This window comes from Kitasatospora sp. NPDC053308, assembly GCF_055585785.1.
Window position 1 is genome coordinate 63,256 of sequence record NZ_JBVJJY010000003.1, and the last position, 12,321, is coordinate 75,576.

The 12,321-nt window shown below is 73.3% G+C and carries 10 protein-coding genes; 8 read left to right on the forward strand and 2 right to left on the reverse strand.

What is annotated here, in order from left to right; genetic code table 11:
* Positions 1-34: 34 nt before the first annotated feature.
* Both ACZ6Y7_RS08335 and ACZ6Y7_RS08340 read right to left on the reverse strand, forming a co-directional pair.
* A complete protein-coding gene (locus ACZ6Y7_RS08335; protein WP_465757063.1) occupies positions 35-1,048 on the reverse strand; it encodes an HD domain-containing protein in 1,014 nt (337 codons plus the stop codon).
* A gap of 199 nt (positions 1,049-1,247) precedes the next feature.
* On the reverse strand, positions 1,248-2,597 hold the full coding sequence (locus ACZ6Y7_RS08340) for an aminotransferase class I/II-fold pyridoxal phosphate-dependent enzyme (protein WP_465757064.1): 1,350 nt from the start codon (positions 2,595-2,597) through the stop codon (positions 1,248-1,250).
* A 161-nt stretch (positions 2,598-2,758) separates the two neighbouring features.
* Between ACZ6Y7_RS08340 and ACZ6Y7_RS08345 the strand changes: the two genes are divergently transcribed.
* From ACZ6Y7_RS08345 to ACZ6Y7_RS08380, 8 genes are all read left to right on the forward strand, one after another.
* Positions 2,759-3,442 (forward strand): HAD family hydrolase, encoded by a 684-nt coding sequence (locus ACZ6Y7_RS08345; protein WP_465757065.1) that lies wholly within the window; start codon positions 2,759-2,761, stop codon positions 3,440-3,442.
* A 167-nt stretch (positions 3,443-3,609) separates the two neighbouring features.
* A complete protein-coding gene (locus ACZ6Y7_RS08350; RefSeq protein WP_465757066.1) occupies positions 3,610-4,305 on the forward strand; it encodes a phosphoribosylaminoimidazolesuccinocarboxamide synthase in 696 nt (231 codons plus the stop codon).
* Positions 4,298-4,999 carry an SDR family oxidoreductase gene (locus tag ACZ6Y7_RS08355; RefSeq protein WP_465757067.1) on the forward strand — a complete coding sequence of 234 codons (702 nt, stop codon included), beginning with the start codon at positions 4,298-4,300 and terminating at the stop codon, positions 4,997-4,999. The genes ACZ6Y7_RS08350 and ACZ6Y7_RS08355 overlap by 8 nt, the downstream gene beginning before the upstream one ends.
* Positions 5,000-5,033: 34 nt before the next feature.
* On the forward strand, positions 5,034-5,435 hold the full coding sequence (locus ACZ6Y7_RS08360) for a hypothetical protein (protein ID WP_465757068.1): 402 nt from the start codon (positions 5,034-5,036) through the stop codon (positions 5,433-5,435).
* Entirely contained in the window at positions 5,432-6,283 is an 852-nt protein-coding gene (locus ACZ6Y7_RS08365) for an HAD family hydrolase (protein WP_465757069.1), read from the forward strand. Before ACZ6Y7_RS08360 ends, ACZ6Y7_RS08365 begins: the two co-directional genes overlap by 4 nt.
* 850 nt (positions 6,284-7,133) lie before the next feature.
* A complete protein-coding gene (locus ACZ6Y7_RS08370; RefSeq protein WP_465757070.1) occupies positions 7,134-8,153 on the forward strand; it encodes a helix-turn-helix domain-containing protein in 1,020 nt (339 codons plus the stop codon).
* A 784-nt stretch (positions 8,154-8,937) separates the two neighbouring features.
* Entirely contained in the window at positions 8,938-10,266 is a 1,329-nt protein-coding gene (locus ACZ6Y7_RS08375; RefSeq protein WP_465757071.1) for an inositol-3-phosphate synthase, read from the forward strand.
* A 571-nt stretch (positions 10,267-10,837) separates the two neighbouring features.
* On the forward strand, positions 10,838-12,271 hold the full coding sequence (locus ACZ6Y7_RS08380) for an APC family permease (protein ID WP_465757072.1): 1,434 nt from the start codon (positions 10,838-10,840) through the stop codon (positions 12,269-12,271).
* The last annotated feature ends 50 nt before the right edge of the window (positions 12,272-12,321 follow it).

The window sequence follows — 12,321 nt, forward strand, 5'->3', positions numbered from 1 at the left end:
CCTTAGGGGAGTCTACGCGCGCATACCCGTCGATTCAGGGACTGACCTGAACATGAAGACGTAGCACCGCCGGACGGTCGGCACGTACCCCCACCTCGATGTCCGTCACGGCGGTCGCGCGGTGGTGGGCCGGGCCCGGCGCGACGGTGACCCAGGCGTGCCCGGCGGAGTGGTCCGCCCAGCACGCCGTGCCGTCGCCGCGGGCCGTGCTGTGCCAGAAGTAGCGGTGCTGGTACCCGGCCGGGAGCAGGGCGAGCAGGGCGGGCGGGGCGTCGCGCAGGTCGACGCCGAGCAGCCGGTCCCGCTCGTCGAAGGTCAGCCAGACCTCGCCGCGGTAGCCGATCCGCACCAGCGGGCCGGTCGCCGGGGCGTCGAACACGGCCTGCAGGAAGCCGGACTTGGGATCCCAGTCCACCCGGGGCACGGCCGCCGGCCCGGGGCCGGGCCCGCGCGGGAGGAGGCCCAGCCGCGCCTCCGTCCGGTAGTCGGCGGCCAGCCGGTGCACCAAATCCATCCGGTCGGCGGCCAGCCGGCGGGCCGGCTCGGTCAGCAGCTCGCGCTCGGTCCGCAGCAGTGCCTCGTAGAGCTCCGGCGGGGCCGGCCGGGAGCGGCCCACCGGCCCGTCCGGGTCGTCCGGGTGCCAGGGCGGGCCCTCCCCGGTCAGCGCCCGCTGGAGCCCGGCGGCGCCCATCGCGTCGATCCGCTCGGCGTCCAGCACGGCCGCGCCGTAAGGGCTTTCGGCGGGCCGGGTGCCCGCGCCGACCACCGCGAGCAGGTCCTGGTGCAGCTCCCCGGGCACCCGCGAGCGGGTCAGGAAGTCGCGGGCGGTGTCCCGGATGCCGGCCGGGGCGTCCCGCGCACCGGGCAGGCGGAAGCGGTGGTACAGGTAGGCGGCGCAGTGGGCGGTGCCCGCGGCGAGCCCCGACTCCTCGGCGATCCGGCCCGCCAGCGCGGCGGTCCGGGAGAGGTGGCCGGTGTCGTAGGGCGCGTCGAGCGCGCCCAGGTCGGCGAGGGTGTGGTCGTGCAGGCGCTCGAATATCGACGTCACGGCCTTCGGACTCCTCGGTCCGTGCTGAGTGGGCGTGGAAACGGCCTGCCCGAGCGCGACCGGCGGGTGGTGCCGGGCGTCCGGTCGGGCGGGGCCGGGGGAACGGTCGGTGGAGAGGCGGAACGGCCGACTTCCCTCCAGATCCGCCCGCCAGGATCGTTCGCCCCGATCCCCGCTGTCAAGGACGCCTCACGCGTCCTCAGGACAGGCGCCCGCGCTCCGGATGCCCCCGGAAAGCGGCGGCCAGGTCCGCCGCCAGCGCCGGGATCTCCTCCAGGGCGAGGCCCGAGACGGTCAGCCGCAGCCCGGGGCCGGAGCGCAACCGGAACGTCGCGCCCGGCGCCACCGCCCAGCCCCGCTGGAGCAGCGCCACCACGGCCGAGGTCTCGTCCCGCACCGGGATCCAGATGTTGAAGCCGCTGCGGCCCAGGGCCGCCACGCCCTCCGCGGCCAGGGCGCGGATCAGCGCGTGGCGCCGCGCGGAGTAGTGGGCGGCCACCCGGGCGCGGTCCACCGAGGTGTCCTCCAGGAGCCGGACCGCAGCCCGCTGGAGCACGTGGCTGACCCAGCCGGTGCCCAGCCGCTGGCGGCCGCGCAGCCGGTCCACGGTGTCGGCGTCGCCGGTCAGCACGGCCAACCGCATGTCGGGGCCGAGGAGTTTGGTGACCGAGCGGACCACCGTCCAGTGCCGCACGACCGGGCGTCCGTCCGCCGCGCACACCGGGTGGTACGGGGTGTCCGCGATGGCGTGCCCGAAGTCGTCCTCGATCAGCAGGACGTCGGGGCGGTCCGCCAGCACCGCGCGCAGCTCGGCGGCCCGGGCGGCGCCGACCGTCGCGCCGGTGGGGTTCTGGGCGCGCGAGGTGATCACCAGGGCGGCGGCGCCGGCCGCCAGTGCCTCCGCGACGTCCTGCGGGCGGGGGCCGTCGTCGTCCATCCCGACCCCGGTCATCCGCAGGCCGAGCGCCGGGAGCAGGTCGTGCAGACTGCCCCAGCCCGGGTCCTCGACGGCGACCAGGTCGCCCGGGCGCAGCCGGGTCTGCAGCACCCGCTCGATCGCGTCCAGGGCGCCCGAGGCGACGGCGGTGGACTCGTCCGGCAGGCCGTCGGCGGCGAACTCCCGCCGGGCGATGGCCAGCAGGCCGGGGTCCATCGCCGGGTGGCCGTACAGCACCGGCGCGCGCAGCTGCTCGTCGGCCGCGAAGGCCAGGGCGTCGGCGAGCGGCGGGAGCAGCGCGGCGTTGGGGTTTCCGTCCGTCAGGTCCCGTACGCCGACCGGAACGTCGAACGGCCGCTGGTCGAGCGGCGTATGGGTGGGGCGGGGCAGCACCCGGGTGCCGCGTCGGCCGCCGGTCTCGATGACGCCGCGGTCGCGCAGCAGACGGTACGCCGCCGCAGCGGTGTTGGGGTTCACGCCCAACTCGGTCGCGAGCCGGCGGAGCGGGGGAAGGGGGCTGCCGGGGGCGAGGTGTCCGGCGGCGACCGCCTGCTCCACGTCGGCGGCGATCTCCGCGGCTCGACGCCCGCGAATCCGGTGCTGCTCTGGCATGATGACCATTCTGCACGACCGCTTCCGGGCCCGTTCGGAGTCCGCTCGGTCGGCTCACGTCCCGCGCCGGGGGACCGGGTCCTCGGCGCGCAGTCCCCGGCACGGTCTCCGGAGCGGTCGGCGGCACAGGTCATCGGCACGCACTTCGAGGTGGATCAGTGATGTTCAAGGGCCAGACGCTCGTCTTCGACGCCGACGACACGCTGTGGGAGAACAACGTTCTCTTCGAGCGCGTCATCGACGGCTTCCTGAACTGGGCCGCCGGGCCCGAGGATCGCACCCGTACCAGGGCACTCCTGGACGAGATCGAGGCGAGGAACGCGGTGACCCTCGGCTACGGCGCGGAGATGTTCCGGCAGAGCCTCCGGGACTGCCTGGAGACCCTCAACGGGCGCATCGCCACGGACGCCGAGAACGCGCGGGTGGAGGAACTCCTCTCTCCCCTGACGAACCGCCAGGTCGAGCTGATCGAGGGCGTCGAGGAAACCCTCCTCGCGCTCTCCGCGAACCACGAACTGCTGCTGCTCACCAAGGGGAACCTGGAGGAGCAGCAGCGGAAGGTGGAAATCTCCCGGATCGCCCACCACTTCCGCGGCATCCACATCGTGCCCGAGAAGAACGTGGACACGTACCGGCGGCTCGTCGCCGACCTGGACCTGGACGCCGAACGCACCTGGATGATCGGCAACTCGCCGAAGTCCGACATCCTGCCCGCTCTCCGGGCCGGCCTGAAGGCCGTCTACATTCCGCACGAGCACACCTGGGTGCTGGAGCACGACGAGTTCCGGCCCGAGGAGGCGACGCTCGCGCTGCGCAGGTTCGCGGAGTTGCTGGAACACTTCTGAGTCCAGCCCCCCCGATCATGACATGCCCCCGTCTAAACCTGTCGGAGACCCTTTCTTTCCAGTCGCGCCCGTGCCAGACTTGCCGCACCGCTGATCATTTAAGTCCCAGGCACCGTTATGTGCCCGACCTCATGGAGCGAATCGTGGCCTCCTTAGACGCGGTTTCCGTGACTTCCCGCACTCCGGACATCCAGGGGCGGAGCAAGAAACTCTGGCATGTCGACGAGGGCCTCTGCCTGATCGAGATGATTCCCTCACTGCGGAGTTTCACCTTCGATCGCGACGAACTCGTCGACGGAACAGCCGAGTTGCGTCTCGACTTCTTCGAGTACGTTTCGGCGCGGCTCGCCGAACGCGGTGTCCACACCGTCTTCCGCGAGCGGGTGGGGCCGACGAGTTACCTCGCCGACTACCGGCCGGCCCCGCCGTTCGAGGTCATCGTCAAGAACCGGGCCACCGGCTCGACCACCCGCAAGTACCCCGGCCTCTTCGAGGAGGGGCAGGTCCTGGACCGCCCGGTGGTGAAGTTCGACTACCGGGTCGACCCGGAGGACCAGCCGATCGGCGAGGACTACCTCCGGCTGCTCGGCGTCGACGTGGAACACCACCGGCAGGTCGCGCTCGACTGCAACACGGCCCTGCGCGAACTGCTCGCGCCGCTCGACCTCTGGGACTTCTGCCTCGTCATCGCTCCCGACGACAAGCACGGACTGGTCGTCAACTCGGAGATATCGCCGGACTGCATGCGCCTCAAGACCGTCGACGGCCTGCCCTACGACAAGGACATGTTCCGCCAGGGCGCCGGCCGGGAGGACATCCTCGCCCGCTGGGCCGAACTCATCTCGATGGTCTCCGGTGAGTGAGCCCCCGGAACCGCCGATCGCCCTGGTGACCGGGAGCAACCGGGGCACCGGACGGGCCGTCCGCAGCCGGCTGATCGCCGACGGCTACGACGTCCGCTGCCTCAACCGCACTCCCTGCGCCGACCACGAGGACGCGGCCACCGTCGACTTCGGCGACCCCGCCGCCGTCGCCCTGGCCGCCCAGCGGGTCCTGGCCGACGCCCCCCGGCTGGACCTGCTGGTCGTCAACGCCGTCACCCGCGGCTTCGGCGCCGTCGCGGACGTCACCGCGCAGGACTGGGACGAGGCCGTCGCGGTCAACCTCACCGCGCCGGTGCGGATCGTCCAGGCCGCGCTGCCGCTGCTGCGCCGCAGCCAGGGGCACATCGTGCTGATGGGCTCGCACGCCGGCTCCCGGCCGTTCGAGGGCGGGGTCGCGTACTGCGCGACCAAGGCCGCGCTCAAGCAGGTGGCCGAGGTGCTGCTGATGGAGGAGCGCCGGCACGGGGTGCGCACCACCCTGCTCAGTCCCGGAGCGATCCGGAACTTCGACGACGACCACTCCGCCTACAAGATGAGCGTGGAGTCCGTCGCCGAAGTGGTGTCCTGGGCGGCGTCCACGCCGCGCGACACCGTCCTAGGGGAGATCGAGCTCCGACCCGCCAGGCTGGCCACCCCACCTGTCGTCGGGCTCGACCGCCTCCAGCACGTCTGAAGGTGCACGAACTGCGACCGACAGGAGTGGAACCGTGGAACCGCATGCCGGCACGACCGGACTCCGCACGCCCGGGGCGGAATGGGACGAGGGGCGACGGTGGCTGTCCGCCGACCTGCTGCCCGACGCGGACGGGCCGGACGCGGTCCTGATGGCCTTCCGGACGGTGGTGTGGGTCGGATTCGGTCCGTCCGGAGCGGTCACCTCGGTCGACGTCCACGACATCCCGGCCCGGCTCTCCGACCGGATCCCCCGGGTGGAGGGCGACGACGTCCTCGGGCGCGCGGTCGTCGACACCCAGTGGCTCTGGGTGCCGCTCGGCACGGAGCCGACGGCCCGCCGGCACGCCGGCATCGCGGAGGTGGACGCCGTGGTGACCGGCGCGGGCCTGGCCCGGCTCACCCTGCGTTTCCTCCCGGAAGCCCCCGAGGGATGACCATGGCCGACGGCTACCGACTGCTCGCCTGCGACCTGGACGGCACGCTGCTGGACTCCGCCGGCGCGCTGCCCGGCGCGGTGTCGGACGCGCTCGGCCGGGCGGTCGCCGCCGGCCTCACCGTCGCGGTGATCACCGCCCGCCCCCCGCGCGACGTGCCGGCCGCGATCCGGGCGGGCATCCCGCCCTCGGCCTACTGGGCCCACGGCAACGGGGCGTTGGTGTTCCGCCCGGGCGAACACCGGCCGAGCCGGCAGCTGGTCTTCGACCCGGCGGCGCCGCACCGGCTCGCGGCCGCCCTCGGGCAGGCGCACCCGGACTGGGCGCTGGCCTTCGACCTGCTGGACGGGACGGTCGTCCAACCCGGCTTCCCGGAGGGACTGACCCGGCACTGGAACGGGGTCGAGTGGCGCGGCGGCGTGGAGTCGGCACGGCCCGTGGTGAAGCTGCTGGCCTGTCCGTTCGCGCCGTTCGGCTCCGAACTCGTACGTTCGGTCCAGGAGTTGGTGGGATCCGACGCCGAAGTCACCGCGTCCGGACCGCACTTCCTCGAACTCGGCCCGCGCGGCACCGGCAAGCACGGTGCACTGGCCTGGATCGCGGCGGACCTCGGCCTGGACCTCGCCCGGACCGCCGCCGTCGGCGACGGGCTCAACGACCGCGGGATGCTCGGCCTCGCGGGCCTCGGCGCCGCCCCCGCCAACGCCCCCGAAGCCGTCCGCAGCGCCGCCGACCGGTTGCTGCCGAGCAACGACGACCACGCGGTGGCCCACCTGGTCGACCACCTGCTCGGTCAGGGAGTTCCTCGTGCCCGCGGTCAGCAGTCGGGGACGGCACGGTCCCACTGAGACCGCGACGCCGCCGCTGACCCTTCCCGCGGATGCCGCGACGCCGCGGCCGGGCCTCGCGCTTGCCGAAAACCTCATCCGCCTTGCTCAGGCCGCAGGTCGGTCCTCGCGGAGGAGGCCGCCCAGGCGGTCGCGCCGTCGTCTGTCCAGACGGGCGATCCGGCCCGGATCCCGGATCGGAGCGGGCGGTGAGTGGAGTGGGCGGGCGTTGGCGGGGCCCTGGTGTGGCCCGCGTCCGTTCCGGAACCTCTCGAACTCGCGCAGGGTGTGCAGGAGATGGTGCTGGTTCCGGACCGATGTCCGGTCCGGCGGCTCTCGCCCGCAGGTCCGCACCCGCCGCTCCAGCGGGCGCCGCCCGGCGCCGCCCGGCCCGGGGCGGTGCGGCCCGGTGCGGTGCGGCCCGGTGCGGTGTGGCCCGGTGCGGTGCTGTGCGGCCCGGCCCGGTGCGGTGTGCCCCGGTGCGGTGCCGTCCGCGGTCGGCCGGCGCGTCCTCGGCGGGCCCTTCCTTTCGCCGGCGCCGGTACGCCCGCGGCGGGTCCGCGTCCCGGGCCGGCCCTTCGCGGCAGAGCGACGAGGGCGGGAGAACGGTACGGACCGACCCGCCGTGTCGCCAGGCAGGGCACGGGCGCTCGGGCCGCGGTACGGCGGTGCGTTTCCCCACCTCATCCGGGCCGCGCCGGGGCCGGAAGCGGCCCGGAGCGGGGCCCGGCCGCCCGTCCCGTGCGGTCGCTCTCGGCCCCGTCCCCGCCCTGAACTGTCCGGACTCATACTGAGCGTGTCCACCGCAGGACGTGAGGATGCCGCGGGGGCCTCGCCGACGCGGCGGGGATCGTGACACGAAGGGACGGAGATGTCCACGGGTGCGGACGGCGCACGGGCAGACGGCGGCATGTCGGCGCAGGACCGGTTCGAGCACTGGCGGGAGGTCATCGGCAGGACCCGGCAGTGCGAGGCGACCAGCGCCCATGCCGCCGACTTCACGGGGCAGGTGCGACGCCTCGAACTGGGCCAGGTGGCCCTGTTCGGATCGTCGTTCCAGTCGGCGCGGTTCCGGCGCGACGAGCGCATGGTGCGGCGGTCCGACACCGAGCTGTACCACCTGACGCTGCTGACGAGCGGCTGCCAGGAGATCAGGCGCGGCGCCGACCAGCGGGAGACGTACCGGCCCGGAGACCTGTCGATCATCGACAGCGCGCACCCGTACGACTCGCTGGTCTACGGCGTCGGCCGCGCCGACCGGGGGGAGGAGCCCCGGGTCGGCGGCGTCGGCCTCGACCTGCCCGTGGAGCTGCTGCCCGTCCGCCCGCAGCAGTTGCGCGACCTGCTCGGGCGCAGACTCAGCGGCCGGGAGGGCCCGGGCGCGCTGCTCGGCGAGTTCCTCCTCGGCCTGGACCGGCAGGCCCCGAACCTGAGTCCCGCCGACGGGCCCCGGCTCGGAGCCGTCCTGGTGGACCTGGTGGCGGCCTGGCTCGCCCGAGAACTCGACGCCGAGACCACCCTGCCGTCGGAGACCCGTCGGCGCGTCCTCGTGGAGGACGTCCGGGCGTTCATCCGGCAGAACCTCCACGACCCCGACCTGACCCCCGCCACGGTCGCCGCCGCGCACCACGTCTCCGTCAGCTACCTGCATCGCCTCTTCACCCAGGAGACCCGGGGCGAGACCGTCGCCGCAGCCATCCGAGCCCAGCGGCTGAGGAAGGCCCACCGCGAGCTGGCCGACCCGGCGCTGCGCGCCGTACCGATCCACGCCATCGCCGCCCGCTGCGGCATCCCCAGGGCCGCCGACTTCAGCCGGGCCTTCAAGAACGCGTACGGGCTCCCGCCCCGCGAGCACCGCCACCGGGCCCTGTCGGGGCCGGACGGCGAGTAGGCGGCGAGTCCCCCGACGGTCGGCGCCGTGTCGGGCGGGTGGTGCGGTGAGTTCAGGAAGAGGAGGAGCCGGGGCCTCGGGGTGACGGCCGCCCGCACGGCCGCGAGGTCCGGCCGGGAGGACGGCGCGCGGAGCGTGACGGGGGACCGGGCGGCTCCGGCCGTCGCGCGCGGTCCGGTGTGCGAGTTGTCGAAGGGCTCGGAGGTGAGCGCTTCGTCGCCGGGTCCGCGCAGGGGAGCATCGTCGGCTCGCGGTCCGTCTGCCGCAGACGGCCGAGGGGCGGGGCGGATCCGGAGCACCTCGCCGAGGAAGGACGCGGTCGGGAGCGCGGTGAGCCGGGCGGCCCCAGGGCCGTCGTGGCGTGCGGCGCTGCCGGTCGCCGGCCGCCGGTTCCCGGTGCGGCGGCGTCGGCGCGGCGTCGTCGGTCGGGGCGGCCGGCACCGTGGCCGGCCCGTGCGGGCCCCGTAAGCCGGAGGCGGGTCGGGCGGTCCACGGTGCGTCAGTCCCGGTGGCGCGGGACGGTACTGACACTTGCGCGGTACGCGCCGAGACCATAGCGTGGCGATACATCGGACCGATACATCGGGCCGATACATTCAACTGACGCACCGCCACATGATTCGCCGATTCGGTGACTGGAGCACTGGAGCACTGGCGCAGCGGTCGCGTACGAGTCGGGCGTGGCCGAGCGCGGCGCCGCGAACCGGCCCGTACCCGGGCGCAGTGTGATCGAGCCCCCCGTCGGTGACGGCGCGCCGGCGCGGTATCACCTCTGGAGACTGGGATGAACGTGGAGACAACGAAGCACCACATCGAGCCCGCCACCGGCCGGCTGGGCGTTCTGACCGTGGGTCTCGGCGCCGTGGCGTCGACCTTCATCGCCGGCGTCGAGCTGATCCGGCGCGGCCTCGCGGAGCCCGTCGGTTCGCTCACGCAGATGGGGACCATCCGCCTCGGCAAGCGGACCGAGGACCGGTCCCCGCTCGTGCGCGAGTTCGTGCCGCTGGCGGGCATCGACCAGCTGGTCTTCGGCGCCTGGGACCCGATCTCCGACACCGCGTACGAGGCCGCGCTGAAGTGCGGCGTGCTCGACCGCTACAACCACATCGAGCCGATCGCGGCCCAGCTCAAGGAGATCGAGCCGATGCCGGCCGTCTTCGACCAGCACTACGTGCGGCTGCTCGAGGGCACCAACGTCAAGACCGGGGCGACCAAGCGCGAGCTCGCCGAGGCCGTCCGCCGGGACATCCGCGACTTCAAGGCCGCGAACGACTGCGACCGGCTGGTGGTGATCTGGTGCGCGTCCACCGAGATCTACATCGAGCCGGGTGCGGCCCACGAGACCGTCGCCGCCCTGGAGGCCGCGATGGACGCGAACGACGAGAGCGTCCCGCCGTCGATGATCTACGCGTACGCGGCGCTCAAGGAGGGCGTTCCCTTCATCAACGGCGCGCCCAACCTCACCACCGACGTCCCGGCGATGACCGAACTCGCCCACGAGACCGGCGTCCCCGTCGCGGGCAAGGACTTCAAGTCGGGCCAGACGCTGCTGAAGACCGTGCTGGCCCCGATGCTGAAGGCCCGCATGCTGGGGCTGGCCGGCTGGTACTCGACCAACATCCTCGGCAACCGCGACGGCGAGGTGCTGGAGGACCCGGACAGCTTCAAGAGCAAGGAGAAGACCAAGCTGGGCGTGCTGGAGCACATCCTGCAGCCGGGCCTCTACCCCGAGCTCTACGGCGACTTCCACCACAAGGTGCGGATCAACTACTACCCGCCCCGCGGTGACAACAAGGAGGGCTGGGACAACATCGACATCTTCGGCTGGCTCGGCTACCCGATGCAGATCAAGGTCGACTTCCTGTGCCGGGACTCCATCCTGGCCGCCCCCCTGGCCCTCGACCTGGTCCTCTTCATGGACCTGGCCCAGCGCGCGGGCCTCAGCGGCGTCCAGGAGTGGCTGTCCTTCTACTTCAAGAGCCCGCAGCACGCCCCCGCGGTCTACCCGGAGCACGACCTGTTCATCCAGCAGACCAAGCTGAAGAACACCCTCCGCTGGCTGATGGGCGAGGAGCAGATCACCCACCTGGGCATGGAGTACTACCAGGACTGACCCACCCCGCCCCGCGCCCGCCGCCCACCACCACGGCCGTCCCGCCGCCCCGCGCCCGCCGCCCCGCCGCCTCCGGGGCGGCGGGCTTCGGCATGTCCGGCGGCAAGCCGTCCCGGAGTGAGCTGGTCAGGCGTGACCAGCGTCTTCACGACCTAGCGTCGACTGCCGGGGAAGTCGGGGCGGCTTGCCGCCGGACGGTGCGCGCGACCGAACGCGGCGGGGTCGGTGAGCGGTCGCCGGCACGGCCGCGCCGGGTACGCGCCCGGCCGGGGGAGTGGACCGGGCCGCCGGAGCCGGGGCGCCGTCCCGGGGCGCGCACCGCAGGGGCGAGCCGGGAAGCCGGGCAGGCGGGGTGGGCACGCGGGGCTGTGCGGCGCTCTTATGACAACAGCATTGACGTGTGGCGGGGGCGCCGGTTTCATGGCTCGCACTTCCCGCCCGTGCCCGGAGTTTCGGCGCGGGCGTTCCCCCACATGTGCACCCCCACGACCAAGGCGGTGATCCGTTGGCATCGACGGTGAAGGACACGGGCAGCGGTCCGAGAGCGGACGCGAGCGGGACCGGCGTCGGCATGCGGAAGTCGATCGGGCTGCTGGACGGGGTGGCGATCGCCGCGTCGAGCACGGCCGCCACCAGCAGCATCGGGATCGGCCTGGGCCTGATGGCCGGGGTGGTCGGGCTGCACCTGCCGGCGATCATGCTGCTGGCTTTCCTGCCGGTGCTCGCGATCGCGGGCGGCTACGGGCGGTTGAACGCCGTGGAGCCGGACGCCGGCAGCAGTTACCGGTGGGTCGGGCGCACGCTCAGCCCGTGGCTGGGCTTCCTCACCGGGTGGGTGAACACGGTCGGCACGGTGGTGTTCATGGCGTACACCACGACCGTCACCGGCTCGTCGATCGTCCAACTGCTCGACGAGGCGCACGTGCGCAGCGTGGCCGGACTGCGGCTGGACGCCGACGCGACCGTCCAGTGCACCCTGATCGGCGTGGTGGTCCTGGTCGGCGCCGCGCTGGTCGCGGTGCGCGGGCTGGACCTGGCGGCCCGGCTGCAGAAGGCACTGCTGGTGTTCGAGTACGTGGTGCTGCTGGGCTTCTGCGGGTACGGGCTGTTCGCCGGAGACCAGCCGTTCTCGGCGCAGTGGTTCAACCCCTTCGACATCCCGTCCTTCGACGCCCTCGCACAGGGCATGGTGCTGGCGGTGTTCTGCTACTGGGGCTTCGAATCGGTGTTCAGCGTCGGCGAGGAGGTGCGCGACCCGCGCGACGCCTCCCGGGGCGGCGTGATCGCCCTGGTGGTGATGCTGCTGCTGTTCCTGCTCGCCGGCACCGCCTTCCAACGGGTGCTGCCGATCGGCGAGTTGGCCGACAACGGCGCGCACGGGCTGACCTACTTCGGCACCAGGCTCGCCCACCAGCCGCTCGCCGCACTGCCGTTGATCGCGCTGATGTTCTCCGCGGTGGCCTCGCTGCAGTCCTCGGTGATCCCGACCGCCCGCGGGATGTACGCGATGGGACGCGACCGGGTGCTCGGCCCGGTCTGGACCCGGCTGCACCCCCGGCACGCCACACCCGCCGTCGGAACCCTGCTGATCACCGGCGTGGCCGTCGCACTCGCGCTGGCCTCGATCGCCATCCCGACCGTCAACGACCTGATCTCGGCCGCGGTCAACGCCATCGGCATCATCGTCGCGCTCTACTACGCCCTGACCGCGATCGCCGCCGCCGTACGGTTCCGCGGGCTGCTGCGCACCGACGTGGTGCAGGGGCTGCGCGCCGTGGTCGGGCCGCTGCTGGGCGCGGCGGCGCTGCTCGCCGTCGGCGGCTACCTGGCCTGGGACTTCTACGACTCCGCCGACCACTTCGAACTCTCCGCCGACAACGGCTGGTTCGAGCTGACGGTGGTGGCGCTGATGATCGTCACCGGGCTGCCGTCGGCGGTCTGGGCCCGCTGGCGGCGGCGCGCGCCGTACTTCCTGGGAGAGGAGGGCCGCGACGTGGACGACTGAGGCGAGGGGTCGACGTCCTTTCCGAGCCGAGCGGTTCACCAGCACAGAAC